The 24,762-nt window shown below is 62.3% G+C and carries 26 protein-coding genes and 1 pseudogene; 13 read left to right on the top strand and 14 right to left on the bottom strand.

Features of this window, described 5'->3' with window-relative positions:
• Positions 1 to 75 precede the first annotated feature (75 nt).
• Entirely contained in the window at positions 76 to 2,679 is a 2,604-nt protein-coding gene (gene mutS / locus JDO7802_RS05935; protein ID WP_245624128.1) for a DNA mismatch repair protein MutS, read from the top strand.
• 2 nt (positions 2,680 to 2,681) lie between these two features.
• Here the strand turns inward: mutS and JDO7802_RS05930 are convergent, their stop codons facing one another.
• Positions 2,682 to 3,254 carry a nucleotide exchange factor GrpE gene (locus JDO7802_RS05930; protein WP_055083611.1) on the bottom strand — a complete coding sequence of 191 codons (573 nt, stop codon included), beginning with the start codon at positions 3,252 to 3,254 and terminating at the stop codon, positions 2,682 to 2,684.
• Between the two features lie 16 nt (positions 3,255 to 3,270).
• Positions 3,271 to 4,335, bottom strand: a complete 1,065-nt coding sequence (gene hrcA / locus JDO7802_RS05925) for a heat-inducible transcriptional repressor HrcA (RefSeq protein ID WP_055083609.1) — start codon at positions 4,333 to 4,335, stop codon at positions 3,271 to 3,273.
• 136 nt (positions 4,336 to 4,471) lie between these two features.
• Here hrcA and rph point away from each other — a divergent pair, with 136 nt between their 5' ends.
• The 4 genes from rph to hemW are packed head-to-tail and all read left to right on the top strand — an operon-like array spanning position 4,472 to position 7,336.
• On the top strand, positions 4,472 to 5,185 hold the full coding sequence (gene rph / locus JDO7802_RS05920) for a ribonuclease PH (protein WP_055083607.1): 714 nt from the start codon (positions 4,472 to 4,474) through the stop codon (positions 5,183 to 5,185).
• Positions 5,182 to 5,796 carry a non-canonical purine NTP pyrophosphatase gene (locus tag JDO7802_RS05915; protein ID WP_055083605.1) on the top strand — a complete coding sequence of 205 codons (615 nt, stop codon included), beginning with the start codon at positions 5,182 to 5,184 and terminating at the stop codon, positions 5,794 to 5,796. Before rph ends, JDO7802_RS05915 begins: the two co-directional genes overlap by 4 nt.
• Complete coding sequence (locus JDO7802_RS05910) at positions 5,793 to 6,176, top strand: RidA family protein (RefSeq protein WP_055083603.1); 384 nt, start codon at positions 5,793 to 5,795, stop codon at positions 6,174 to 6,176. Before JDO7802_RS05915 ends, JDO7802_RS05910 begins: the two co-directional genes overlap by 4 nt.
• On the top strand, positions 6,176 to 7,336 hold the full coding sequence (hemW, locus tag JDO7802_RS05905) for a radical SAM family heme chaperone HemW (protein WP_055083601.1): 1,161 nt from the start codon (positions 6,176 to 6,178) through the stop codon (positions 7,334 to 7,336). Before JDO7802_RS05910 ends, hemW begins: the two co-directional genes overlap by 1 nt.
• Here hemW and JDO7802_RS05900 read toward each other — a convergent pair.
• The 7 genes from JDO7802_RS05900 to hemJ all read right to left on the bottom strand — a co-directional run bounded on the left by JDO7802_RS05900 (position 7,325) and on the right by hemJ (position 14,657).
• On the bottom strand, positions 7,325 to 8,221 hold the full coding sequence (locus tag JDO7802_RS05900; RefSeq protein WP_055083599.1) for a ParB/RepB/Spo0J family partition protein: 897 nt from the start codon (positions 8,219 to 8,221) through the stop codon (positions 7,325 to 7,327). The two genes, hemW and JDO7802_RS05900, sit on opposite strands and share 12 nt — an antisense overlap.
• Positions 8,214 to 9,002 (bottom strand): ParA family protein, encoded by a 789-nt coding sequence (locus JDO7802_RS05895; RefSeq protein ID WP_055083597.1) that lies wholly within the window; start codon positions 9,000 to 9,002, stop codon positions 8,214 to 8,216. Before JDO7802_RS05895 ends, JDO7802_RS05900 begins: the two co-directional genes overlap by 8 nt.
• Positions 8,999 to 9,595 (bottom strand): 16S rRNA (guanine(527)-N(7))-methyltransferase RsmG, encoded by a 597-nt coding sequence (gene rsmG / locus JDO7802_RS17590; RefSeq protein WP_083481042.1) that lies wholly within the window; start codon positions 9,593 to 9,595, stop codon positions 8,999 to 9,001. Before rsmG ends, JDO7802_RS05895 begins: the two co-directional genes overlap by 4 nt.
• Positions 9,592 to 11,472, bottom strand: a complete 1,881-nt coding sequence (gene mnmG / locus JDO7802_RS05885; protein ID WP_055083593.1) for a tRNA uridine-5-carboxymethylaminomethyl(34) synthesis enzyme MnmG — start codon at positions 11,470 to 11,472, stop codon at positions 9,592 to 9,594. The genes rsmG and mnmG overlap by 4 nt, the downstream gene beginning before the upstream one ends.
• Before the next feature lie 2 nt (positions 11,473 to 11,474).
• Positions 11,475 to 12,761, bottom strand: coding sequence for a tRNA uridine-5-carboxymethylaminomethyl(34) synthesis GTPase MnmE (mnmE, locus tag JDO7802_RS05880; RefSeq protein ID WP_055083591.1), 1,287 nt, complete (start codon positions 12,759 to 12,761; stop codon positions 11,475 to 11,477).
• Between the two features lie 16 nt (positions 12,762 to 12,777).
• Positions 12,778 to 14,088, bottom strand: a complete 1,311-nt coding sequence (gene rho / locus JDO7802_RS05875; protein WP_245624127.1) for a transcription termination factor Rho — start codon at positions 14,086 to 14,088, stop codon at positions 12,778 to 12,780.
• Positions 14,089 to 14,222: 134 nt separating this feature from the next.
• Entirely contained in the window at positions 14,223 to 14,657 is a 435-nt protein-coding gene (hemJ, locus tag JDO7802_RS05870; protein WP_055083589.1) for a protoporphyrinogen oxidase HemJ, read from the bottom strand.
• Positions 14,658 to 15,062: 405 nt separating this feature from the next.
• On the opposite strand from hemJ, the gene JDO7802_RS05865 reads away from it, so the two are divergent.
• The 4 genes from JDO7802_RS05865 to dnaQ are packed head-to-tail and all read left to right on the top strand — an operon-like array spanning position 15,063 to position 17,708.
• Positions 15,063 to 15,644: a Maf family protein gene (locus JDO7802_RS05865; RefSeq protein WP_055083587.1), complete on the top strand. Its 582-nt coding sequence runs from the start codon at positions 15,063 to 15,065 to the stop codon at positions 15,642 to 15,644.
• Positions 15,641 to 16,459 carry a shikimate dehydrogenase gene (locus JDO7802_RS05860; protein WP_055083586.1) on the top strand — a complete coding sequence of 273 codons (819 nt, stop codon included), beginning with the start codon at positions 15,641 to 15,643 and terminating at the stop codon, positions 16,457 to 16,459. The genes JDO7802_RS05865 and JDO7802_RS05860 overlap by 4 nt, the downstream gene beginning before the upstream one ends.
• On the top strand, positions 16,456 to 17,028 hold the full coding sequence (gene coaE / locus JDO7802_RS05855) for a dephospho-CoA kinase (RefSeq protein ID WP_245624126.1): 573 nt from the start codon (positions 16,456 to 16,458) through the stop codon (positions 17,026 to 17,028). Before JDO7802_RS05860 ends, coaE begins: the two co-directional genes overlap by 4 nt.
• Complete coding sequence (gene dnaQ / locus JDO7802_RS05850; RefSeq protein WP_055083583.1) at positions 17,025 to 17,708, top strand: DNA polymerase III subunit epsilon; 684 nt, start codon at positions 17,025 to 17,027, stop codon at positions 17,706 to 17,708. Before coaE ends, dnaQ begins: the two co-directional genes overlap by 4 nt.
• Positions 17,709 to 17,766: 58 nt before the next feature.
• Here the strand turns inward: dnaQ and secB are convergent, their stop codons facing one another.
• Positions 17,767 to 18,303: a protein-export chaperone SecB gene (gene secB, locus JDO7802_RS05845; protein WP_083481041.1), complete on the bottom strand. Its 537-nt coding sequence runs from the start codon at positions 18,301 to 18,303 to the stop codon at positions 17,767 to 17,769.
• 82 nt (positions 18,304 to 18,385) lie between these two features.
• The gene (locus JDO7802_RS05840) at positions 18,386 to 18,853 is read right to left on the bottom strand and encodes an FxsA family protein (protein WP_055083581.1); all 468 of its coding nucleotides are present in this window, start codon (positions 18,851 to 18,853) and stop codon (positions 18,386 to 18,388) included.
• 102 nt (positions 18,854 to 18,955) lie between these two features.
• Here JDO7802_RS05840 and JDO7802_RS05835 point away from each other — a divergent pair, with 102 nt between their 5' ends.
• Genes JDO7802_RS05835 through JDO7802_RS05825 form a run of 3 tightly spaced genes read left to right on the top strand, consistent with a single transcriptional unit; the run spans position 18,956 to position 21,064 of the window.
• Positions 18,956 to 19,615, top strand: coding sequence for a Tim44/TimA family putative adaptor protein (locus JDO7802_RS05835; protein ID WP_055083579.1), 660 nt, complete (start codon positions 18,956 to 18,958; stop codon positions 19,613 to 19,615).
• 1 nt (position 19,616) lies between these two features.
• Positions 19,617 to 20,483, top strand: a complete 867-nt coding sequence (locus tag JDO7802_RS05830; RefSeq protein WP_055083577.1) for an MltA domain-containing protein — start codon at positions 19,617 to 19,619, stop codon at positions 20,481 to 20,483.
• Positions 20,480 to 21,064, top strand: a complete 585-nt coding sequence (locus tag JDO7802_RS05825; protein WP_055083575.1) for a Smr/MutS family protein — start codon at positions 20,480 to 20,482, stop codon at positions 21,062 to 21,064. The genes JDO7802_RS05830 and JDO7802_RS05825 overlap by 4 nt, the downstream gene beginning before the upstream one ends.
• Here JDO7802_RS05825 and JDO7802_RS05820 read toward each other — a convergent pair.
• Together JDO7802_RS05820 and hslU are read right to left on the bottom strand one after the other, a co-directional pair.
• Positions 21,032 to 22,282 (bottom strand): MFS transporter, encoded by a 1,251-nt coding sequence (locus JDO7802_RS05820; protein WP_055083573.1) that lies wholly within the window; start codon positions 22,280 to 22,282, stop codon positions 21,032 to 21,034. The genes JDO7802_RS05825 and JDO7802_RS05820 overlap by 33 nt on opposite strands.
• 4 nt (positions 22,283 to 22,286) lie before the next feature.
• Positions 22,287 to 23,585, bottom strand: a complete 1,299-nt coding sequence (gene hslU / locus JDO7802_RS05815; protein WP_055083571.1) for an ATP-dependent protease ATPase subunit HslU — start codon at positions 23,583 to 23,585, stop codon at positions 22,287 to 22,289.
• A gap of 139 nt (positions 23,586 to 23,724) precedes the next feature.
• On the opposite strand from hslU, the gene JDO7802_RS05810 reads away from it, so the two are divergent.
• A complete protein-coding gene (locus tag JDO7802_RS05810; protein ID WP_187298099.1) occupies positions 23,725 to 24,102 on the top strand; it encodes a DM13 domain-containing protein in 378 nt (125 codons plus the stop codon).
• On the opposite strand, the pseudogene JDO7802_RS05805 reads toward JDO7802_RS05810, so the two are convergent.
• Positions 24,099 to 24,762: pseudogene (locus JDO7802_RS05805) on the bottom strand (hypothetical protein); the annotation flags it as partial. The gene JDO7802_RS05810 and the pseudogene JDO7802_RS05805 overlap by 4 nt on opposite strands.

Below are 24,762 nucleotides of genomic sequence, written 5' to 3'. Positions count from 1 at the left end.
CTCCCCAGCGTTCAGATGGTGTAGCGGGCGGTGCCGGACGGCGATAGGGTGCCCGCGCGAACACCGGGGGGTTTCATGTCCGTCACGCCGATGATGGCCCAATATCTACAGATCAAGGCCGAAGCCCCCGAGGCTTTGCTGTTCTACCGGATGGGCGACTTCTACGAGCTGTTCTTCGACGATGCCGTGGCGGCGTCGGCGGCGCTGGACATCGCGCTGACCAAACGCGGCAAGCATCTGGACCAAGATATCGCCATGTGCGGCGTGCCGGTCCATTCGGCCGAAAACTACTTGATGACGCTGATCCGCAAGGGATTTCGCGTGGCCGTCGCCGAGCAGTTGGAAGCCCCGGAGGAGGCAAAGAAACGCGGCTCGAAATCGGTCGTCGCGCGCGGGATCGTGCGCCTGGTCACGCCCGGCACCCTGACCGAAGACACGCTGTTGGATGCGCGGGCGCATAATTACCTGGCTGCGTGGTGCGACGTTCGGGGGCAGGGCGCGCTGGCCTGGGCCGACATCTCCACCGGGGCGTTCCATGTGTCGGGGTGCCCGCGGGTACGGCTTGGTCCCGACCTTGCCCGGATCGGCGTGTCCGAGGTCATTCTGGCCGAAGGGTCGGGTGTCGAGGACATCGTGACGGAGCAGGGGGCCGCCGTATCGCCGTTGGGGCGCAGCGCCTTCGACTCAGGCTCTGCACAAGGGCGATTGCAGGATCTGTTCGGCGTCGGGTCGCTGGATGCGTTCGGGTCCTTCGACCGCGCCGAACTGGGCGCGATGGGCGCGCTGATCGAATACATCGAGATCACCCAGCGGGGGAAATTGCCGCTGATGCGCCCGCCCAAGCGGGAACCGGCATCGGCCCTCATGGCGATCGACGGGGCCACCCGGCGCAACCTGGAACTGACGCGCGGTGCCGCGGGCGGGCGCGACGGCTCGTTGCTCTGGGCGATCGACCGCACGGTGACGGCGGGCGGCGGGCGGCGTCTTGAACGGCGGCTGTCGGCCCCGTCCACGCAGATCGACGTCATCCGCGCGCGCCTGGATGCCGTGGATTGGTCGGTGTCCAACGACACGGTCTCGGGTGATATCCGGCGGGATCTGCGCCGCGCGCCCGACATGGACCGTGCCTTGTCGCGCCTGTCGCTGGAGCGGGGGGGACCGCGCGACCTAACGGCCGTTCGCGACGGCCTGACGTCCGCGAATGCGCTGTTTTCACGTCTGTCAGACACCAATCTGCCCCTCGATATCAGCGATCTGGTCGGGCAGGACGATCTGTCTGCCTTGCTGGATCGTGCGCTTGTGGCGGACCCACCGCTGATGCTGCGCGACGGGGGGGTCATCGCGGCAGGCTATGACGACGAGTTGGACGAAGCACGAACCCTTCGGGACGAGGGGCGTGGCGTGATCGCGGGGATGCAGAGGGACTACGCCGAAGCGACGGGGATCGCGTCGCTCAAAATCAAGCACAACAATGTGCTGGGATATTTCATCGAAACCACCGCGACCCACGCCGACAAGATGCGGGCGGACGACCGGTTCATCCATCGTCAAACCACTGCCAATCAGGTGCGGTTCACGACCTTGGATCTGTCGGAGTTGGAGACGAAGATCCTGAATGCCGGCGGCCGCGCGCAGGCAATCGAAGAGCGGATCTTCGGCACGCTTCGCGCGGCGGTCCTGGCTGCATCCGATCCGATCTTCGCCGCCGCGCGCGCCTTGGCCGAACTGGACGTCGCGACGGCTCTGGCCGATCTGGCGCGGGGCGAGGGGTGGGCCCGGCCCAAGGTCGACGACAGCCGCGCGTTCACCGTCACGGCGGGTCGCCATCCGGTGGTAGAGCGCGCGCTCAAGAAAGACGGCGCGCCCTTCGTGGCCAACGATACACAGCTTAGCGCGGAAGAAGGGGCTGCGATCCGCCTGCTGACGGGTCCGAACATGGCCGGTAAATCGACATGGCTGCGCCAGAACGCCCTGATCGCGGTCCTGGCCCAGATGGGCAGCTTCGTCCCGGCAGAGGCCGCGCATATCGGCATCGTCAGCCAGCTTTTCAGTCGGGTCGGCGCGTCCGACGATCTGGCCCGGGGGCGATCGACGTTCATGGTGGAAATGGTTGAAACGGCCGCGATCCTGAACCAAGCGGATGAGCGCAGCTTCGTCATCCTGGACGAGATCGGGCGCGGGACGGCCACCTATGACGGTCTCAGCATCGCCTGGGCGACCTTGGAGCACTTGCACGACGTGAACCGCTGCCGCGCGCTGTTCGCGACACATTACCACGAGATGACCGCCCTGTCGGCCAAACTGGCCGGCGTGGAAAACGCGACCGTGGCCGTGCGGGAATGGGACGGCGACGTGATCTTCCTGCACGAAGTGCGGGACGGGGCCGCGGATCGGTCCTACGGCGTGCAGGTCGCCAAACTGGCCGGCCTGCCGACGGCCGTGGTCGCCCGCGCGCGCGCCGTGCTGGAGGCATTGGAGGCGGGCGAACGGGAGGGCGGTACCAAGCCGAAGGCGATGATCGACGACCTACCGCTGTTTTCAGCCACGCCGGTTCCTGTGGCCCTGCAGCAAAAAGAAAGCGCAGCCGACGAACGACTGCGCGATATTCTTCCAGACGAACTGACGCCGAAACAGGCGTTGGAGCTGATCTATGAGCTGAAAACCCTGAGCGGGTCCTAGCGTCAGGACGCCGGCGTGGAGCTGACACCGACCTGCGCGGGACGCAGCAGCCGGTCGTGCAGCATGAACCCTTCGGCGGCGACCTGAATGATCTCGCCGGCCTTGGTGCCGGGCAGGGGGGCTTCGAACATCGCCTGATGGACCTGCGGGTCGAACTTGTCGCCCAATTCGGGTGCGATCAGCGTGACGCCGTGCTTGTTGAAGACGTTCAAAATCTCCTTGAGCGTCAGTTTGACGCCCTCGATCACGCCGTCGCTTTCCTCGCCCGCGGCATCCAGCGCGCGGCGAAGGTTGTCATAGACGGGCAGCATGTCGCGGGCCAGTTTGGATCCGCCAAACTGCTCGCCTTCGATCCGTTCGCGCGCGGCGCGCTTGCGGACGTTTTCGGCCTCGGCCAGCGACCGCATCAGGCGGTCCCGCATCTCGTCACGTTCCGCGATGATCGCGTCCATCGCGGCGCGGCCCGATTTCGGCGTCGCGTCGGGGTCTTCCTCCATTGCGGCGTCGAGGTCGAACTCCTCGTCCTCCAGCATTTCAGGATCGTCGAGAAACCCATCGTCCTTGGGGTCGGCCATATGAAACCTCTGTATTTTAGCGTTTGGGGGCGGACAGCATCCGACCCACCAACTGAGCGGTGTAGTCGACGATCGGAACGATCCGACCGTAGTTGAGACGGGTGGGGCCGATCACGCCGACCGCGCCCACGATTTTGCGATCCGCGTTCATATAGGGGGAAACCACCAGAGATGAACCGGAAAGTGAGAAGAGTTTGTTCTCCGATCCGATGAAGATGCGCACCCCCTCGCCGTCTTCGGTCAGCGACAGGAACTCCGCGATGTCGCGCTTGCGCTCCAAGTCGTCGAAAAGCGTGCGGATCCGGTCGAGTTGCGCGGCGTCGCCGCCCTGTTCCAGAAGATGAGAGCGGCCCCGAACGATCAGCCGCTCCGACCGCTCCCCCACATTTTCCCAAGCGGCCAGACCCTTTTCGATCAGGTCGTGGGCCAGGGTGTCGATTTCTTGCCGGCGCTCCGACACTTCCTTTTGCATCAGACCTTGGAGGTCTGAAATCGTTCGCCCCTCGATCAGCGCGTTCAGCAGGTTCGCCGCTTCGCGCATCGAACTCGGGGTCTGGCCGGGCGGCGGGACGAACACGCGGTTTTCCACGTGCCCGTCGGCGAAGACCAGAACGACCAGCGCACGGTCGGCGGCCAGCGATACGAATTCGATGTGCTTGATCGGCGCTTCACGCTTGGGGGCCAGCACCAGGGACGCCCCTTGGGTAATACCGGACAGCGCGCTTCCCACCCGGTCCATCATCGCGGTCACGTCATCCTCGGACGACCCGACGGTCGCCTCGATGCGGTCCCGGTCGTCGTCGCCCAGCTGCGCCTCCAGCAGACCATCGACGAACATGCGCAGCCCTGCCTGCGTCGGAATGCGGCCGGCGCTGATGTGGGGTGCGGCCAGCAGACCCATGAACTCCAGATCCTGCATGACGTTGCGGATCGTCGCCGCCGATACCTTTTCGGACATTGAACGCGTCAGCGTACGACTGCCGACCGGATCGCCCGTGCCCAGATACCCTTCCACCACCCGGCGAAACACCTCGCGGGAGCGGTCGTTCATTTCGGCCAGAATTTGGGCGTTGTCGTTCATGATACATCCGGTGGGGGCGTCTGGCATCTATGCAACCATGGGGCCGGGGTCAATCATGTCGTCCCCGCAGGCCGGGGGGTTGCACGGTCGACGGTCCGGGTTCATGTCGAAGGCGACCACGTGACAGGAGAATTCCATGCGACCTTCCGGCCGAGCGCTTGACCAAATGCGCGACATTTCCATCGAAACAGACGTAACGATGCACGCCGAAGGATCCTGTATGATCCGCTGCGGCAACACCCACGTCCTGTGCACCGCATCGCTGGAGGAGCGTGTGCCCCCCTTCCTGCGCAACACGGGCCAAGGCTGGGTCACGGCTGAATACGGCATGCTGCCCCGCGCCACGACGTCGCGGATGCGCCGCGAATCCGCCGCCGGCAAGCAATCGGGCCGCACGCAGGAGATTCAGCGTCTGATCGGGCGGTCCCTGCGCGCGGGAATCGACCGGCAGGCGATGGGCGAACGGCAGATCACCGTCGACTGCGACGTGATCCAGGCCGACGGCGGAACCCGCTGCGCGTCGATCACCGGCGGTTGGGTCGCATTGCGCCTGGCGGTCAACAAGCTGCTGAAGGCAGGCGACATCACGACCGACCCGATCCTGGATCACGTCGCGGCCGTCAGCTGCGGCATCTATGCCGGGCAATCGGTACTGGACCTGGACTACCCCGAGGATTCGGAGGCCGGAACGGACGGCAACTTCGTGATGACTGGCGCGGGCCAGATGATCGAATTGCAGGCCAGCGCAGAGGGCGCGACCTTTTCCAAGGATCAATTTGCGGAGCTGATGGCCTTGGCCGAAAAGGGCGTGGGCGAATTGGTCGCCGCGCAGAAGGCCGCGACCGCATGAGACGGTTCGAGGGGGACGAGCTGCTGATCGCGACGCACAACCTTGGCAAACTGGCCGAGTTCGAGGCGCTGCTCGGCCCCCTTGGCATCACCTGCCGGTCGAACCGCGACTTCGACCTTCCCGAGCCTGACGAAACAGAGGCCACCTTCGTCGGCAACGCCCGGATCAAGGCGCGTGCGGCGGTCGACGCGACCGGCCTGCCGGCGCTGGCCGACGATTCCGGGATCATGATCGATGGTTTGGACGGCGCGCCGGGGGTCCACACCGCCGATTGGGCCGAAACCGGGAACGGCCGCGATTTCACGATGGCGATGACGCGCGCCTGGTCGGAATTGGAGGTCCGCGACGCCGCCCAGCCCCGCACGGCATCCTTCTGCGCGACCCTTCTGCTGCTCTGGCCGGATGGCCACGAGGAGGTGTTCGAGGGACGGGTTCGGGGGCGGCTGGTGTGGCCGATGCGCGGCGAGACGGGGCATGGATACGACCCGATGTTCCAGCCCGACGGGCACGACCTGACGTTTGCTGAAATGCCCACGGACCAGAAGAACGCGATCAGTCACCGGGCCGATGCGTTGCGCAAGATGTCGGCTTGTTTCAAGGCAGCGAAATGACGCGACGATTGATCTCCACCGGGTCGCCGTTCGAAGCACAGGCGGGATATTCCCGTGCCGTGGTTCAAGGCGACTGGTGCTTCGTCTCGGGCATCACAGGCTATGATTACGCCACGATGATTCTGCCGGACGGCATCACCGCGCAGGCCGGCAATTGTTTCACCACGCTCGCCAGCGTGCTGGAGGAGGCGGGCTTCGCGATGACGGACATCGTCCGCGTGACACACCTGGTGTCGGACCGATCCCTGGTCGATGACCTGCTGCCGGTGCTTGAACGCAATCTTGGCGCGATCCGCCCTGCCGCGACCATGGTTATCGCGGGACCGATGAAAGCCGAAATGCTTTATGAGGTCGAGGTTACGGCCTTTCGGGGCATGTGATGGAAAACTGGCAGGAGGCGGGCTTCGGCCTTTATGTCCACTGGCCGTTTTGCGCCGCGAAATGTCCCTATTGCGATTTCAACAGCCATGTCTCCGATGCCGTCGATCAGGAGCGATGGAAAGCGGCGCTCCTGTCGGACATCGACCATTGGGCCGATCGAACCGGACCGCGCGTCCTGACGTCGATCTTCTTCGGCGGTGGCACACCGTCGATGATGCCACCCGATACGGTCGCCGCGATCATCGACAAGGCCCGAACGCGTTGGACGGCCGCCAACGACATGGAAGTAACGTTGGAAGCCAATCCCACTTCGGCGGATGCGGCACGGTTCGCGGGATACGTCGACGGCGGTGTGAACCGCTTCTCCGTCGGTCTTCAGGCATTGAATGATCAAGACCTGAAACGATTGGGGCGCCTGCACACCGCATCGGAGGGGCGGGCCGCGTTCGATCTTGCACGAACGCTGGTGGATCGCGTGTCCTGCGACCTGATCTATGCCCGGCAGGACCAATCGCCGGCGGATTGGGAAGCGGAGCTTCTGCACGCCCTGGACTTCGCGGGCGAGCATCTATCGCTCTACCAGTTGACGATCGAGGATGGGACTGCGTTCGGCCGGCGTCATGCCCAAGGTGGTTTGGCTGGTCTGCCAGACGAAGATCGGTCCGTCGATCTGTGGCACATAACCCAAGACCTGACCAATGCGGCCGGCTTGCCCCGTTACGAGACGTCGAACCATGCGGCCCCGGGCGCGGAATCCCGGCACAATCAGATCTATTGGTGTGGCGGCGATTGGGTTGGTGTGGGCCCTGGTGCGCACGGGCGGTTGACCTTGCCCGACGGACGGCATGCAACTGAAGCAGCGAAGTTTCCCGCAGCTTGGCTGGATCGTGTCGCAAAAGCCGGAACCGGCACGATCGGTGACACGATCCTGCCCCGGACGGAAGTGGCAGACGAGATGCTGCTGATGGGACTGCGTCTGAACAGCGGCTTGGACTTGGACCGATATTTCAGGGCCGGTGGTCATCTGGACGATGGGGGCCTGGGCCGGATGGTGGAGCAGGGCTTCGTCGAAATGGACGCCGATACGCTTCGCGCCACCGACGCCGGGAGTTTGCTGCTCAATGCCGTCCTGGTCGAACTGTCGCCGTCAACGCCCTGACGAGAGAGCCTGGCAAAGACGGTCCAGATCGTCGAGCGACTTGTAGCGCACGGACACCTGCCCACCTTCGCCGTTGGGCGCGTGATCGATCAAGACCAGCATCCCAAGCGCAGCCGTCAGGTCACCTTCCAAGGCGCGTGTGTCTGCATCCTTTTCGCCTTTGGAGCTGCGCGGCGACGCGGTCTTCGTCGACGTTGGATCGCTCGCCGACTTGGCAAGCCGCTCCGTTTCCCTGACCGAAAGGCCGGCGGACACCACGCGCTTGGCCAGCGACACCGGGTCCGGTGCGTTGATCAGGGCGCGTGCATGCCCTGCTGACAGGGTTCCCTGTCGCAACATTTCCTGCACTGCATCCGGCAGCTTTAGCAGACGCATCAGGTTAGCGACATGGCTTCGGGATTTGCCAAGAACGGTGCTGAGCTGTTCTTGCGTATGGCCGAACCGGTCCATCAACTGTCGAAAGCCCAAAGCCTCTTCTATCGCATTCAGATCGGCCCGCTGAATGTTCTCGATAATTGCGATTTCAAGGACTTCGGTATCGTCCAATTCGCGGTGCACGACCGGTACCTCATGCAGGCCGGCCCGCTGCGCAGCCCGCCACCGGCGCTCACCTGCAACAATCTGATACTGGCCCGGCATACCCGGATCGGGACGCACGATCAGCGGCTGAATGATCCCCTTCTGCGAGATCGAGGCGGCCAAATCGGAGAGGTCATCCTCGTTGAAGGTTCTGCGCGGCTGATCGGGGTTCGGCCGGATCCGTTCGATCGGGATCTGCTGATCAGGTGCGACGCTGGTACCCAGATCCGTCGGTGACACACCGACGTCTGCCATCAAGGCGGAAAGACCGCGGCGCATCGCGCGCTTCGGGGGAGCGTCAGACATGGGACACCTGCTTAAGATCATTTCGTTGAAGAAGTTCGGCCGCAAGACTGCGATAGGCAATGGCACCGCGGGATGTCGGATCGTAGTTCAAGACCGGCATCGCAAAACTGGGTGCTTCGCTAAGCCGCACGTTTCTTGGCACCTTCGTCTGGAACACGAGGTCACCCAGATTTTCGCGCGCGTCCTCCTCCACTTGCAGGCAGAGGTTGTTGCGGCGGTCGAACATCGTCAGCACCACGCCCTCCAAGCGCAGATCGGAATTCGCTGTGGTCCGCACTTCCCGGACCGTCAAAAGAAGCTGAGAGAGGCCCTCCAAGGCAAAAAATTCCGCCTGCAACGGAACAAGAACCGTATCTGATGCCACAAAAGCGTTTACCGTCAATAGGTTGAGGGACGGCGGGCAATCGATCAGAATATAGGTGTAGGGCGCTTCCCTAAGACGAAGGGCGTTGCGCAAGTGGACAACGCGCCGGGCGCTGGCCATCAGTTCGGTATCGGCCGAACTCAGGTCCATGGTCGCAGGAATGATCCAGAGATTGTCGACATCTGTTTCCTGCGCGATTTCGACCGGCGTCGCTTCCCGTAGGAGAAGGTCATACGTGCTTAGGTGGCGCGTTTCCTTGGATACACCAAGCCCGGTTGATGCGTTCCCCTGTGGATCAAGGTCGATCAAGAGAACGCGTTCGCCCCGCATGGCAAGGGCCGCACCAAGATTGATTGCCGTCGTGGTTTTGCCGACGCCACCCTTTTGGTTCGCGATGCTGATGATCTTCGCTCTCACCGTCCGGTCCGCCTTGCATTTCGAATTCTGAGAATGACGGACCCGTGATTGCCCGTTCCATCGATCACTTCCAGATCATACTCCCAAGACCGTCTCGCTTCTACATCTTCATCGCGCCAATTACGTCCCTTCAGGAAAAGAAGTTCTCCGTTATCGGCAACATGAGGGGTCGACAAAGCAAGCAATTTCGGAAGGGAGGCGAGGGCGCGCGCGCTTATAACAGACGCGTTTTGAAATTCGGCGTCTTCGATCCGCGTCTTCAGAATATTACACGTCAATCCAAGTTCTCTCCGGGCCGTCGCAAGAAAGGCACATTTTCTCCGATCGCTTTCGATCAAAGTCACGTCGCGCACGCCCCCATCCAGAGCGGCAACAACAAGGCCGGGGAATCCGCCCCCACTGCCAAGATCTAACCATTTCCCACCTGCCTGTGCGCAAGCAACGAGATCTATCGCGTCAACGATATGCTTATCGTGGAACTGGGACAGGGTGGATGGAGCCACTAGGTTTATCTTGGTGTTCCACTTTTGCACGAGTTGCAAAAGCTGGTCGGATGTTTCACGTGAAACACCGCGTACTGCATCTTCGGTCACGACGCCGCCCGACGCTTATCACGCTTGATCGCGGCGAGGAGGTTCACAACAGCAGCAGGTGTTACGCCCTCGATCCGAGCTGCTTGCGCAAGTGTTTCGGGCTGCACGGCCTCAAACTTGCTCACCAGCTCCGCCGATAACCCCCCGATCGACGAAAATTGAAGGTCACGGGGGATCGTCAAAGCTTCGTTTGCCCTGACCATATCGACCTCCCGGATCTGCCTTTCGATATAAAATTCATAAATTGCATCACACTGTAGACGTTCCACCAAACTGCGATGATCCGCCGTCAAAGATGGGACGAACGCTATTATCTTATCGACATCGCAGTCCTGTAGGCGAAGCGCGTCGTATCCCGTGCGCGTCTGAGCATCTTCTTTCACGTCAGTCCCAAGTTCCCGCAATGTCTTAGCTGGAAGATCGACAGCCTCCAGTCGCGTTTTCATCGCAGCCAGCGCATCATGCTTTTGATTGAATTCTGTAAGCCGTTCAGCGCTTACGCAACCAACCGCAGCTCCCAGCGGGGTAAGCCTCGTGTCCGCATTATCGGCCCGCAACATCAGTCGGTATTCGGCCCTTGACGTAAACATACGGTACGGCTCCGTCACGCCGCGCGTCGTCAAATCGTCGATCATCACGCCGATGTAACTTTCGGACCTGGAAAAATGGACGGCATCTTCCCCCCAGATCGACCGGACAGCGTTTACAGCAGCAACGAGGCCTTGGGCCGCCGCCTCCTCGTAGCCGGTCGTTCCATTAATCTGTCCGGCTAGATGTAAGCCCGGAACGCCTCTCACCTGCAATCCGGAGGTGAGGCCCCGAGGATCAACGTAATCGTACTCAATCGCATAGCCCAGCTGTACAATCTCAGCCTTTTCCAAGCCTTTGATAGTATTCACATAATCTTGCTGAACATCCGCCGGCAAAGACGTCGAAATGCCATTCGGATAAATAAGATCTGATGTGAGCCCCTCGGGCTCAAGAAAAATTTGGTGAGAATCTTTCTCAGCAAAACGCACGACTTTGTCTTCGATAGAAGGACAATATCTCGGGCCCGTCCCATCGATCATACCGCCATACATTGCGGACCGTTCGAGGTTGTTTCTGATGACGTCGTGAGTCGCGGCGTTTGTATGTGTAATCGAACAGGAAATTTGCGGTGCAAATGGCTTGTCGTGAAGAAAGGAAAACAACGTTGGATCGGCATCACCTGCCTGACGTTCAAGACCACTGAAGTCGATTGAATTGGCTTTCAACCGGGGTGGCGTTCCCGTTTTGAGACGACCAATTCGCAGGCCAAGATCAAGGATCCGATCAGCGAGCTTGATGGAGGCGGCTGCCCCCATTCTTCCACCAACGCTCTTTTCGCTGCCGATATGCATCAGGCTTCGCAGGAAGGTCCCCGAGGTCAATATCGTGGCACCCGCACGGATCTCTGCCCCATCGGCAAGCGCCACACCAGTGATGCGCCCGTCTGCCTCGGCAAGCAAATCAACAACCTCTCCCTCAATTACAGAAAGGTTCGGGGTGCTTTCGATTTCCGCCAGCATCGCAGCTTGGTACAAGGCGCGATCAGCCTGGACCCTTGGTCCCCGAACTGCCGGACCTTTCCGGCGATTGAGAAGCCGGAATTGTATCGCTGCTTTGTCCGCCACACGCCCCATAATGCCGTCAAGAGCATCAATTTCCCGGACCAAATGACCTTTGCCAAGACCACCTATTGCCGGGTTACAGGACATGACGCCGATATCACCATGCCGGAAGGTCACCAAGGCAACCTTAACTCCCATTCGACATGCGGCGTGAGCTGCCTCGGTGCCCGCGTGACCGGCACCGACGATGACGATATCGAAATCTCTGTGTTTCACGTGAAACATTCCTATTTTCCGATACAGAATGAAGAAAAGACTTCATCCAATATCTGTTCGACATCAACCCCACCAATGATGCCCTGCAAACTTGTAGCGGCATCCCGCAAGCGCAGCGCAATCAAATCCGGGTCATCGAAGTCGAGGTTTGCAAGAACGGTGTCCAAGTCGCTCAGTGCCGCCCTTAGTGCAATCTGATCGCGTTCCGTCGATATCAGCCCCGTGTCGGCGATGCGGCAACTAAGCCGTTCACCAATCTTCGCAAGAAGCTCGTTCAACCCGCGACCATCATGGGCACTTATAGCGTCGTGATCACCGGATAAGTCGCCCTTCGTTCGGACGATCATGTCATCGGCATGTTTATCAATTGGCCAAAGCGGCGGAATATCATCTTCATACAGCAAGATGCGCATGTCGGCCCTGGTGGCCCGTGCCAAAGCCCGTTCAACCCCAATTCTCTCGACCTTATCATCTGTTTCACGCAACCCAGCCGTGTCTAATAGTGTGACGGGTAACCCATTGATATCAAGTCTAACTTCAACAATATCGCGAGTCGTACCAGCTACATCTGTAACAATCGCAGCATCGGATTTCGTAAGCGCGTTCAGTAACGTCGATTTCCCGGCGTTTGGCGCGCCGATCAATGCTACCTCGAACCCGGACTTCAGCCGCGCAACTCCGCCAGCGGTTGTCAGTTCCTGATCGATCGCATCTCGCGTCTTCGTCACCAATGCGCGAACTTCGTGCGACACGTCCTCCGGTACGTCTTCGTCGGCAAAATCGATCGTCGCTTCCGTCAGGGCGATCGCGCGAACCAAGTCGCGACGCCATCTGCCGATCCGTTCCGCAACCTCGCCGCCCATGACGCGCATCGCATGTTTGCGCTGGCCTTCCGTCTCAGCCTCGATGACATCGCCCAGACCCTGAACCTGCGTCAGGTCCAGCTGGCCGTTCATCAGCGCCCGGCGTGTGAATTCCCCCGGCTCCGCCATCCGGGCGATGCCGCCGTTGCCCAGGGTGCGCAGCACGGCACGAACAACCGCGACACTGCCGTGCAGGTGCAACTCCACGACGTTTTCACCGGTGAAACTCGCCCCCTCTGCAAAGAACAGTGTCAGCGCGTGGTCCAGGATCTCTCCGTCAGCATCTCGCAGAAGCGTCAGGCGGCTGCCACGCGGGGGCGGCGCCTTGGCCCCGAGACTTTCAAGAACATCGAGCGCCCGCGACCCCGATATCCGGACAATCGCAACGCCTGCCTTTCCCTGTGCGGTGGCCAGGGCAAAGATCGTATCCTCCACCCTGTGATCCTCCGGGTCAGGAATTCATGGAGTCGAAGAAATCCGAATTGGTCTTCGTCTGCTTGAGCTTGCCGATCAGGAACTCGACGGCATCGGTTGTGCCCATCGGGTTCAAGATCCGCCGCAAAACGAACGTCTTCTGCAAGTTCTTGGGATCGACCAGCAGTTCCTCTTTCCGCGTCCCGGACTTCAGGATGTCCATGGCGGGGAACACGCGTTTGTCGGCAACCTTGCGGTCCAGCACTATCTCGCTGTTACCGGTGCCCTTGAACTCTTCGAAAATCACCTCGTCCATCCGGCTGCCCGTGTCGATCAGGGCCGTCGCGATAATGGTCAGCGACCCGCCTTCCTCGATATTCCGGGCGGCACCGAAAAACCGTTTTGGCCGTTGCAACGCGTTTGCGTCGACACCGCCGGTCAAAACCTTGCCGGACGAGGGGACCACGGTATTGTAGGCACGACCCAGGCGCGTGATCGAGTCCAGCAAGATCACGACGTCCCGCTTATGCTCTACCAGACGTTTGGCCTTCTCGATCACCATCTCGGCGACGGCGACGTGACGGGTGGGCGGCTCGTCAAATGTGGACGACACCACCTCTCCCTTCACCGACCGCTGCATGTCGGTCACTTCCTCGGGGCGTTCGTCGATCAGCAGGACCATCAGATAGCAATCGGGGTGGTTGTTCTCGATCGACTTGGCGATGTTCTGCAACAGCACCGTCTTACCCGTACGCGGCGGTGCCACGATCAGGGATCGCTGGCCCTTCCCGATGGGGGCAACCAGATCGATGATCCGACCAGAGCGGTCCTTCACAGTCGGATCCTGGCTTTCCATGTCGAAGCGGTCATCGGGGTACAGCGGCGTCAGGTTGTCGAAGCTGACCTTGTGCTTGGCCATCTCCGGGTCCGCGAAGTTGATCGACGTGACCTTGGTCAGGGCGAAGTAATTCTCTGTCTCTTCAGGGGCTTGGATAATTCCGTCTACCGTATCGCCAGTGCGCAGCGAATGCTGGCGAATGACCTCGGGTGAGACATAGATGTCGTCAGGCCCCGACAGATAATTCGCCTCGGGCGAGCGTAGGAATCCGAACCCGTCCTGCAGGACCTCCAGGACGCCTTCACCCGAGATTTCCCAGCCTTCGTCCGCCCGCTCGCGCAGGATGGAGAACATCATCTCCCCTTTGCGCATGGTCGAGGCATTCTCGATCTCAAGCTCTTCAGCCATATCGACGAGGGCCTTGGGCGACATCGCCTTCAAGTCACGCAGGTTCAGCTGTTCCATCGCGCCGTCGGGCTGCACATTGTCGGGTGAATTGTCGTCGGGCATGGAGCTGCTCTCTGCAGGGGACAGGCCGATCGACCCATTGGGGTGCGGCCACGTCGGAAATTTCGAAAACCGATTTTCGGACCAGGACGATCCATCGGTGGCAGGGACCTAACCAGAGGGGCCGCGCAAGTCAATCAGAAGGGCCGCACGATGACCGAAATCACGATGACGATCATCAGCACCGTCGGCACCTCGTTCATCAACCGATAAGTTCGACCCGTCTTCATCTCGCCGCATGCCAGCCGCTTGCGCTCTCCGGCGCACCACATGTGGAAGACGGTCATGGCAACGACGCAGGCCGCCTTGATCCACGGCCAGGCCGCGCCCCAGTCAATGCCGCCCATCCCCACGATGGATAGGCCAAAGACCCATGTTGCGATCATCGCCGGCGTCATGATCGCCTTGAGCAGCCGCCGCTCCATCGTCTCCAGCACCGGGACCATCTGCGGCACCGTACCCGCTTGTTCCGCGTGATAGACGAACAGCCTTGGCAGGTAGAATATTCCAGCCATCCACGCGATGACGGAGATCACGTGACCGGCTTTCAGCCAGAGATACAGATCGGCCATGTGCCCCCCTCATTTCCCTGTCTTCCTATCTTAAAGAAAGATTCAAGAAAGGATGAAGTTGATAGTAGGGGGCGTGGATATCGGGGATAGAATCTTGCTCCTGAATCCTTGCACAGCGTGCTGTCGTGATTGATGCCGCGTCCCTGGGGTCTGAGGAAAAACAGGTCAACATGAACCCGCACAGGGCCTATGCCTGTGGAACGTCTTGGGGAATATGGCGATACGACCCACCGACAACTCATACGCCCCACAGCCACGACGGCGCTTTGACCGGGCCGGAAAACTTCGACGGGACCTGCCGAAAACCGGCGACTTGTCCTCAGGTTCGGCAGGGTCCAATCCTGTCACAGGTTTTCACACCGGGTTGTTCGCCCCCTTGTCCCCAGAGTTGCCAAACCACGTGCCATGCTGATTCTCGCTTCCACCTCCCGCACCCGTCAGGATCTGCTGCGCAACGCGGCGATCCCGTTCGAGGCACGCCCCCCGCGCGTGGACGAGGCGATGGTGAAGGAGGCGTTGCTGGCCGAAGGACATCCCCCGCGTAGCATTGCCGACGCCTTGGCCGAGCTGAAGGCCCTCAGGATCCGCGACGGCGGGCTGGTCCTGGGCTGTGATCAAATATTGGATCACGATGGGACGCTGGTATCCAAACCGACGTCGCCGGAAGAGGCCATCGCACAGCTCACGGCGCTGACCGGCGGATCGCATCGTCTGCACAGTGCCGCGGTCGTGGCCGAAGACGGCAAGCCGATCTGGCGGCATGTCGCAACGGTCCGAATGACGATGCGCGCGTCGAGCCGTGCCTACATCGAGGATTACGTAGCCCGGAACTGGGACGTCATCCGGCATTCCGCAGGAAGCTACACGCTGGAGGGGGAGGGAGCGCGGTTGTTCCACCGGGTCGAGGGAGATTACTTCGCCGTGCTGGGCCTGCCCCTGCTGCCGTTGATCGATTTTCTGGCCAATCGCGGGGATCTTGCGACATGACCGTCTTGGCAGGTGTCATCGGCGATCCGATTGCGCAAAGCCGCTCGCCACGTCTGCACGGGCATTGGCTGCATCGCTACGGCATCGACGGCCATTACGTGCCTTTGCACGTGACGCCCGAAAATCTGCAGGCGACGCTCCGACTTCTGCCCGATCTTGGCTTTCGCGGTCTCAACTGTACGATTCCCCACAAAGAAGCCGTGTTTCATCTTGCCGACGATGTGACGGATCGCGCGCGTGCAGTGCAGGCCGCCAACACGCTGACCTTTGCGGATGATGGGCGCATTCTGGCCGACAATACCGACGGGTTCGGCTTCATCGCCAACCTGGATCAACAGGTTCCTGACCGGGACACCGACGCTGCCGCCCTCGTCCTGGGGGCCGGGGGCGCCGCGCGGGGGATCGTCGCTGCGCTGCTTGATGCGGGAACGCCGCAGGTTACCATCGCTAACCGCACGACGACGCGGGCCGCGGCGTTGGCCGATCTGTTCGACGGGCGCGTCACGACGATCGACTGGGATGAAGCGCCGGCAGCCCTGTCCGACCACAGGTTGTTGATCAACACGACCAGCCTTGGAATGACGGGTCAACCGCCGCTCCATTTCGACCTGGCTGGCCTGCAGCCCGATACGACGGTCACTGACATCGTCTACGCGCCGCTGACGACACCGTTGCTGCACGATGCGCAGCTGCGGGGGGCCAAGGTGGCCGACGGGCTGGGCATGCTTCTGCATCAGGCCGTTCCGGGGTTCGAACGGTGGTTCGGCCACACCCCGACAGTCGACGATGCGCTGCGACGGGCGGTTTTGGCGTGATTTTGGGCCTGACCGGGTCGATCGGGATGGGCAAGTCCACGACGGCGCAGATGTTCCGGGATCGGGGCATTGCCGTCTGGGACGCGGATGCGGTCGTCCATGCCCTCTATGCGCCCGGCGGGGCGGCGATCGCCCCCGTGGCCGCGCGATTTCCCGGTGTGCGCAAGGGTGACACGATCGACCGCGCGGCCCTGCGCGCCGCAATCAATGCGCAGCCCGACACGGCGCTGGACGATTTGAACACGATCGTGCACCCCCTCGTGGCGGCGGACCGTGCGCGCTGGATGCGGAACCGCGCGGATACCCTTGTCGTCTGGGACGTGCCGCTCTTGTTCGAGACGGGAACGGCCGACGCTTGCGACAGGATCGCCGTCGTCACGGTCGATGCCGACACCCAACGCGCGCGGATCTTGGAGCGTGGCACCATGACACCGTCAGAGGTCGATCTGATCCTATCGCGCCAGATGCCCGATGCTGACAAGCGCGCCCGCGCCGACTACATCATCGAGACGACGGACATGGAGACCGCCCGTGCCGCCGTCGACCGTATCGTGGAGGAGCTGACATGAGGGAAATTGTCCTCGACACCGAAACCACCGGGTTCGAGCCTGAGTCCGGCGACCGCATCGTGGAAATCGGTGCGATCGAACTGATCAATCATGTGCGCACCGGCAAGGAATACCACCAGTACATCAACCCCGAACGGTCCATGCCCGACGGAGCATTTCAGGTGCACGGGCTGGGCGATGACTTCCTCAAGGATTTTCCCGTCTTCAAGCAGGTCGGTCAGGCGTTCCTCGACTTTATCGGCGACGCCAAGCTGGTGATCCACAACGCCGCGTTTGACATGAAATTCCTGAATGCGGAGCTGAAGTGGATGGGCCTGCCGGTCATGCACATGGATCGGTCCATCGACACACTGGCCATCGCGCGATCGAAGTTTCCCGGCTCGCCCGCGTCCCTCGACGCGCTGTGCCGCCGGTTCGGCATCGACAACACCGCGCGGGTCAAGCACGGCGCGCTGCTCGATTCCGAGATCTTGGCAGAAGTGTATCTGGAGTTGATCGGCGGGCGGCAGCCCACGATGTCTCTGGTCAGCCAATCTGCGGGCGTTCAGTCGGCGTCGGGGGAGTGGAAGCCGCGCGCCCGCCCATCGCCGCTGCCATCGCGGGTGACCGAAGCCGAGGCTGCGGCGCATCGCGCCTTCGTGGACACACTTGGCGACGCAGCCCTTTGGAAAAGGCGCTGACACGAAAAAACCCGGCGCGTCGCACCGGGTTTTCTATGAAATGTCGTTCGTCGTCTGATCAGGACGGTGTCGTAGCCTCGCCTTCGCTTTGCGCGCGGCGGGTCAGCTCGTTGCGGTAGAGCGTCACGAAATCGATATTCTCGAGGTTCAGCGGCGGGAACCCCCCATCGCGCGATACGTCCGAGACGATGCGGCGCAGGAACGGGAACAGCAGACGCGGGCATTCGATCATCAGATAGGGGTGCATCTGGTTTTCGGGCACGTTCGAAATCGCGAAGACGCCAGCGTAATCCAGCTCCATCGCGAAGACGATGTCGTCGTTGTCTTTCATCTTGGCCGTCACGTTCAACTTCACCGCGACTTCGTATTGGCCTTCGGTGCTGCGTTTCTTGGCTTCAAGCCCGACCTGGACGTTGATGTCTGGCTGGCCTTCCATCTTCACGCCCTTTTGGATGGCGACGTTCTCGAACGACAGATCGCGGATGAACTGGCCCAGGACCTGTGTCTGCGGCATCTGCTGCGGCTGGGCGGCACCGTTCGGCGTGGGCGTGTCGGCACCGTTCTCGGTCTTGGTGGTCTGGTCCTTGTCGGCCATGTGGTCGTGTCCTCGGGTCTGAAAAAAGGTCGATTTCGCCTAACAGACGATGCACCGCGTCACAACACGGCACCAACGACGGCTAGCGCCGGGTCCAGCCCGAAGGACCGTCCTGTGGTGGAACCTCGACGTATTCCGCCTCCACGATGTCGTCATCGGGATGCGGCGGGGGGGATTGTTGCGGGCCTACGGTAAAGGATTCGACGTTTATGCGCTTTCGCACGGCCTGCATCACCTTGTCGCGGACCTGCGGGATCAGCAACAGGAACCCGACCGCGTCGGTAAAGAACCCCGGCGTCAGCAACAGCAGGCCCGAGGCAAGGATCATCGCGCCATGCGCCAAGGGTCGCGTCGGATTGTCCAGCGTATTCAGGGAGTTCTGGAGTCGCGCAATCTCCGCCAGGCCCTGACGCTTTACCAGATAGGTTCCCGCCATGGCGGTCACGATGACGATTGCCAGCGTCGGCCAAAGTCCCAAAAAGCCGCCGACTTGTATGAACAGGGCGATTTCCACGATCGGCACGATGATAAACAGGGCCAGCAGCGGCATGATGAACTCCTCGATCGGCGGTTCGCCTTTCCTTGACGCCCCCTCGGACTTACATATGTGGCTCAGGCGGGATACCAAGACCCGACCGTGCCGGAGAAAAGGATGAACGACGCCGTGATACAACTTCTCGTCCTTGCCGGGATTGCCCTGTTCCTCGTGCTAAAGCTCAAAAACGTTTTGGGAACGCGCACCGGGTTCGAAAAACCGCAGATCACGCCCGTACCCGACAGCGATGGCGTGCGCCGCGATTTCGAAGTGATCGAAGGGGGCCCCGACCGCGACATCACCGACTTCGTCGACGAAGGCAGCGACGACGCCGAAGCGCTTGCCGCAATGAAGAAGGTCGAACCGGGTTTTTCGGTCAGCGAGTTCGTCGGCGGCGCGCGCCAGGCGTACGAAATGATCTTGATGGCCTTTGAGAACGGCGACCTGGCCGAGGTTCAGCCGTTCCTGTCGGAAGACGTTTACGAGGCATTCTTGTCTGGCGTTGCCGATCGGGAAGACAAGGGCCTCAAGGTCCACGCAAGTTTCATCGGTGTCCGCGAGACGACCGTGCGCAACGCCACCTTCGACGAAGACACGCGTGACGCGCAGATCACCCTGCGGTTCGTCTGTGAACTGACCAGCGTGGTAAAGGATGCCGAAGGGACCGTCGTCGAAGGCGACGCCAACGCCATCAAGAAGCAGCGCGACATCTGGACCTTTGCGCGCAAGATGGGCACCGGCGATCCGAACTGGAAATTGGTCGCCACGGGCGAGTGACGTGACCCCGTCGGCCAAGACAGATGCCGCCCCCGCACCGGGGCGGCTTTCGTTTGCCGATCTGAACGGCTGGGACGCCGACGATCTGGATGCCGCGATGGCGGCAATGCGCCTTGGCGACGCGACCATTCCGCAGGGTGATGCGCGGTCATGGTTCGAAACGACTTTCCGGCCCGGAGCCGACCTGACGGGCCATTTCACCGGATATTATGAGCCGGAGCTGGACGCGTCACGCACGCGGACCGACCAATTTCCTTGCCCCATCCATGCTTTGCCGCCCGATGGGGTCAGCACCCCGCGTGCGCGGGTCGAGGGTGACTTGATCGGGCACGAGATTGCTTGGCTTCGCGATCCGGTTGATCGGTTCTTCCTTCAGGTTCAGGGGTCGGGTCGTCTGCGGCTGACCGATGGGTCGATGATGCGCGTGGGCTATGCCGGCCGGAACGGACAGCCCTATGTGTCGATTGGCAAGCTGCTGACCGATCGAGGGATCTTCGGGTCGGACATCACCGCTGACGCGTTGAAGGCCTGGCTGCGCGTCGACGTGGCGCGGGGCATTGCGGTGATGAACGAAAACCCGAGTTATGTGATGTTTTGCGAAACCGACGCGTCGGGCGGGCCGATGGGCACGCTGTGTCCTGTCACGGCCTTGCGCAGCCTGGCGGTCGACCCGGCGCATACGCCGCTTGGCACTCCCGTTTGGGTCGAAGTGGCGGGACACGCCCGGCTTTGCATCGCGCAAGACACCGGATCCGCGATCCGGGGATCCGGGCGGGCCGATCTGTTCTTTGGATCGGGGGAGGCGGCGGGTGCTTTGGCGGGCGCGTTGAATCAGACAGGTCGGTTCGTCCCCTTGGTGCGCCGATGAAGCGGCGGCGCGGGCTGAGTTCCGAAGACCGGGAGGTGTGGTCCCGGTATCGCCGGACCGCCGATCCCCTGCATCCGGATCGGCCCGACCCCGAACCGCCCGCCGCAGGTGCGTCGCCGATGCCGAAACCGCAACGCCCCCGCTATGTCGCGCCCTTCGAGATGGGCAGTCGGGCCAGACCGCAGACGTCCGGTCACGCGCTGATGCCGTCGATTTCCGATCAGGTGAACAAGGCACCCCTTCGGATGGATGCCAAGACGCACCAGCGGATGCGGGCGGGGAAATTGAGGCCCGAAGCCAAGCTGGACCTGCACGGCATGACGCTGGACGTCGCGCATCCCGCGTTGACCCGGTTTATCCTGTCTGCGCAGGCCGACGGTAAGCGTCTGGTGATTGTGGTGACCGGCAAGGGCAAGGTAAAGCCAGATCACGGGCCGATCCCGACCCGGCTTGGCGTGCTGAAACATCAGGTGCCGCAGTGGTTGCGGCTGGCCCCGTTGTCGTCGCTGGTTTTGCAGGTGACGGAGGCGCATCGGTCCCACGGGGGATCAGGCGCCTATTATGTCTATCTGCGGCGTTAGAGCCTTTCTGGCTCGTAAAACCGCCGCCGCCGCCAAGATCGCCGACAATAGGAAGTACGCGGCGATCGCCGGCATCTGGGCGGGAAAATCGAATCCCTTGTCGATCAGGAGTCCGGTCAGGCCCGGCCCGATGGCGGACCCCAGCACCATGATCGCCACGGCCATTGCCTTGAGCGAGCCGAGGTGCCGCGTGCCATAGTATTCGGCCCAGAACGCCGTCGGCACCGTCGCCTGTGCCCCCGTCCCGATCCCCAGCACCATCAGTCCGACCGCCGCCCCGACAAGCGATGACGCCGCGCCGATCAGGACGAAGGCCGCCGCAAAGGGCAGCAGATAGATCGCGATCAAAACGCCGGTCCCGAACCGGTCGATCAACGCGCCGGACGCGAACGTCACAGAGACGGAAACGATCGTGAAGATCGGCATCAAGGCCACGTAGTCCAGCAGATCCCACCCCTTCACGTCCGTCAGATGAACCTGGTGGAAGAACAGCGCGGTGCCGAAGGCGGGCGGCCCCAACAGTAGGGGGATCAGCATCCAGAAAAGCCAATGCCGCAGCATTGCCCCGCGGGTCCAATGCCGACCGTCCATCCCGACCGCCGATGCTTCGGTGGCCAGCGACTGCGGCGTCCGCTCGGCGCGCAAAAGGCGCAGCGTGACGGGCATCGACATCAGGACCAGACCGGCGGCGCCGACCCACAGCACGCGCCAGTCGAACACCGCCAGCAGCGCGACGAAGACGATCGGAAGGGTGGCCTGCCCCAGGGCGAACCCCATGGAGGAGATCGACAGCGCCTTGCCGCGGGTTGCGATGAACCAACGCGACATGGCGACGGCTGAAATGTGGCTCATCAGGCCCTGTCCGAACAGGCGCAGGGCCAGCACTGTCGTGGTAAGCGCGGCGGCCCCCGACACGCTGGCCATCGAGAGGCAGGCAAGGGCCAGCCCGATAGCCGCGACCATGGCCAACTGGCGGACGCGAAGCCGGTCGGTCAGGCCACCGGCAAAGACCATCAACCCGGCTGAAAGGGTCGTCGCCACCGTGTAGACAAGGCCCCAATCCCCATCCGAGAGATCGAAATCGCGCATGATGTCGGCCGCGAACAGGGAGATGAAGAACGTCTGACCATAGCTGGACGTGAAGCAGATCAGAACGCCGGCCGACAGAAACGCCGCGTTTTCGCGCAGAAAACCCAGATAGGCGGCGGGGCCCGTCAACGCCTCAGAGCACGTAGCGGGACAGGTCGGTGGACCGCGCGAGTTCACCCAGCTGCGCCTCGACGAAGGCGGCGTCGATGGTGACTTCGGTGCCCGGTTTGTCAGGGGCGTCGAAGGACAGCTCCTCGAACACACGCTCCAGCACCGTATAGAGTCTGCGCGCGCCGATGTTCTCCACGCTTTCGTTCACCTGCGCGGCGATACGCGCCAAAGCGGCAATGCCCTCGTCGGTGAAGGTGACGGTCACCTTCTCGGTCGCCATCAGCGCCGTGTACTGCCGCGTCAGCGCATTGTCGGTCTCTGTAAGGATGCGGACGAAATCCTCCTCGGTCAGGGCGCGCAGCTCCACCCGGATGGGCAGGCGGCCCTGCAATTCTGGCAGCAGATCCGACGGTTTGGCGATGTGGAACGCCCCGCTGGCGATGAACAGGATGTGATCGGTCTTGACCGTGCCATGCTTGGTGGACACCACCGTGCCTTCGATCAGCGGCAGCAGGTCGCGCTGCACGCCCTCGCGGCTGACATCGCCGCCGCGCACGTCCTTTCGGGTGGCGACCTTGTCGATCTCGTCGATGAAGACGATGCCGTTCTGCTCCACCGATCGCACCGCCTCGCGCTTGACGGCCTCATCATCCAGCAGATTGTCGGCCTCCTCGTCGATCAGCAACTCATAGGAGGCGGCGACGGTCATCCGCTTCTTGACCTTGCGCTGCATCATCTTGCCGAACAGATCGCCAAGGTTGGCCATCTGGTCCATGCCCGGCTGACCCGGGATCGCCATGCCCATGGGGTTCGAGGTATCCGCCACCTCCAGTTCGATGATCTTGTCGTCCAACTCCCCGGAGCGCAGCTTTTTGCGGAAACTTTCGCGCGTGCCTTCGCGCGCATCCGTCCCGGCCAGCGCTTCGATCACCCGGTCTTCGGCGGCGCCGTGGGCCTTGGATTTCACATCCTCGCGCATTTGTTCGCGCACCATCGCAATGGCGGCATCGACCAGATCGCGGATGATCTGTTCGACGTCACGCCCGACGTATCCGACTTCGGTGAATTTCGTCGCCTCGACCTTCAGGAACGGCGCGCGCGCCAGCTTGGCCAGACGGCGGCTGATCTCGGTCTTGCCGACGCCGGTGGGGCCGATCATCAGGATGTTCTTGGGATAGACCTCGTCGCGCAGATCGTCGCCCAGCTGCTTGCGCCGCCAACGGTTGCGCAGGGCCACCGATACGGCCCGCTTCGCATCCTTTTGCCCGATGATGAAACGGTCGAGTTCGGATACGATCTCGCGCGGGGTCAGGTCGGTCATGTGGCACTCCGGATAGGTCTCTCCCTACCTAAGCGCCGTTCACGGAAACGCAACGATGCTCACGTGCGCGTGGGGTGGGCTATGCAGATACCGCAGGCGTCGCGCAGTCTGCATCAGACGCCCACACCCGGAGAATTCCATGAACCGTCGTTCCTTTATGTCCCTGACCGCAGGCGGCCTTGTCGCAGCAAGTGCGGTTCCCATCTTCGCCGGGGGCCACGGCCGCCTTGGGACCTTTACCGGGGCCGCACGCTACGGCATTTCGGGCACCGCCGAGGTGGCGGGCGATCAGGTCAACCTGCTGGATGATTTCCGTTTCGGGAACGCGCCCGATCCCAAGGTCGCGCTGGGCCGCGACGGATACGACGCCAGCACCCTTATGGGTTTGTTGAAGAACACGTCGGGCGCGTCGAGCTACACCATTCCCGCCGGCATCGACCCCAGCCAATACAATGAGGTCTGGATCTGGTGCGAGCAGTACAACGTCCCCCTCGGCATGGCCAAGTTGGGCGGTTAACGCGACGGGGGCAGGCGGTGGCGCAACCGGGCGGGGACACCGCCCATCAGACCCGCGCGCACTGTCTGCCACCCCGCCCCCAGCCCCACGAGCCCCACGCCCAGGATCAGGATTGCAACGGCGATCGTGTCCCCCTCCGACGCAGAGGAGATGATGGCGACGGTATAACCGACGGCCGAAATCAGAAAAGAGCGTCGGTCGATGATCACCGCCACGACCGCGACCCCGATCAGAACCAGGACCAGCAGGGACAGGGCCGCGCCGCCGTCCGATTGCAGCAGGGTCAGTGCGACGGTGTTCACGATGGCGGGGGCCGCGATGACATGCAGCCAGAACCCGTTGGCGGACCGCAGCGTCATGCGGTGCGGATCGGACATGTCGAACCGCATCGCCAGTGCGAAAAGGGCCAGGCCAAAGATCAAGGTGCCCCAGGCGAACTGACCATCCGCTGACAAAAGGAAGACCTCCGACAGGGTGACCGACCTGCCGGACGCCGCCCCCAGGACGGACAGGAGCATTCCGAACGCCGCCGCTGCCATCAACGCCATGGCGAAGGGCACGTGGTAGCGCCACCAGAACACCGCGACCGTCGCGACCGTCAATCCCAGCGGCACGGTTTCGATGCCGAAGTTCACCCCGCCCAGCAGGGAAAAGCTGTCG

The organism is Jannaschia donghaensis (assembly GCF_001403795.1).
Lineage (GTDB): Bacteria > Pseudomonadota > Alphaproteobacteria > Rhodobacterales > Rhodobacteraceae > Jannaschia > Jannaschia donghaensis.
This window is presented reverse-complemented; position numbering and strand designations above follow the sequence as displayed.

Excerpts from the sequence above, each read along its gene's own strand:
- mutS (WP_245624128.1), top strand. The coding sequence starts at position 76 with ATGTCCGTCACGCCGATGATGGCCCAATATCTACAGATCAAGGCCGAA.
- JDO7802_RS05930 (WP_055083611.1), bottom strand. The coding sequence starts at position 3,254 with ATGGCCGACCCCAAGGACGATGGGTTTCTCGACGATCCTGAAATGCTG.
- hrcA (WP_055083609.1), bottom strand. The coding sequence starts at position 4,335 with ATGAACGACAACGCCCAAATTCTGGCCGAAATGAACGACCGCTCCCGC.
- rph (WP_055083607.1), top strand. The coding sequence starts at position 4,472 with ATGCGACCTTCCGGCCGAGCGCTTGACCAAATGCGCGACATTTCCATC.
- JDO7802_RS05915 (WP_055083605.1), top strand. The coding sequence starts at position 5,182 with ATGAGACGGTTCGAGGGGGACGAGCTGCTGATCGCGACGCACAACCTT.
- JDO7802_RS05910 (WP_055083603.1), top strand. The coding sequence starts at position 5,793 with ATGACGCGACGATTGATCTCCACCGGGTCGCCGTTCGAAGCACAGGCG.
- hemW (WP_055083601.1), top strand. The coding sequence starts at position 6,176 with ATGGAAAACTGGCAGGAGGCGGGCTTCGGCCTTTATGTCCACTGGCCG.
- JDO7802_RS05900 (WP_055083599.1), bottom strand. The coding sequence starts at position 8,221 with ATGTCTGACGCTCCCCCGAAGCGCGCGATGCGCCGCGGTCTTTCCGCC.
- mnmG (WP_055083593.1), bottom strand. The coding sequence starts at position 11,472 with ATGTTTCACGTGAAACACAGAGATTTCGATATCGTCATCGTCGGTGCC.
- rho (WP_245624127.1), bottom strand. The coding sequence starts at position 14,088 with ATGCCCGACGACAATTCACCCGACAATGTGCAGCCCGACGGCGCGATG.
- hemJ (WP_055083589.1), bottom strand. The coding sequence starts at position 14,657 with ATGGCCGATCTGTATCTCTGGCTGAAAGCCGGTCACGTGATCTCCGTC.
- JDO7802_RS05865 (WP_055083587.1), top strand. The coding sequence starts at position 15,063 with ATGCTGATTCTCGCTTCCACCTCCCGCACCCGTCAGGATCTGCTGCGC.
- JDO7802_RS05860 (WP_055083586.1), top strand. The coding sequence starts at position 15,641 with ATGACCGTCTTGGCAGGTGTCATCGGCGATCCGATTGCGCAAAGCCGC.
- dnaQ (WP_055083583.1), top strand. The coding sequence starts at position 17,025 with ATGAGGGAAATTGTCCTCGACACCGAAACCACCGGGTTCGAGCCTGAG.
- secB (WP_083481041.1), bottom strand. The coding sequence starts at position 18,303 with ATGGCCGACAAGGACCAGACCACCAAGACCGAGAACGGTGCCGACACG.
- JDO7802_RS05840 (WP_055083581.1), bottom strand. The coding sequence starts at position 18,853 with ATGCCGCTGCTGGCCCTGTTTATCATCGTGCCGATCGTGGAAATCGCC.
- JDO7802_RS05835 (WP_055083579.1), top strand. The coding sequence starts at position 18,956 with ATGAACGACGCCGTGATACAACTTCTCGTCCTTGCCGGGATTGCCCTG.
- JDO7802_RS05825 (WP_055083575.1), top strand. The coding sequence starts at position 20,480 with ATGAAGCGGCGGCGCGGGCTGAGTTCCGAAGACCGGGAGGTGTGGTCC.
- hslU (WP_055083571.1), bottom strand. The coding sequence starts at position 23,585 with ATGACCGACCTGACCCCGCGCGAGATCGTATCCGAACTCGACCGTTTC.
- JDO7802_RS05810 (WP_187298099.1), top strand. The coding sequence starts at position 23,725 with ATGAACCGTCGTTCCTTTATGTCCCTGACCGCAGGCGGCCTTGTCGCA.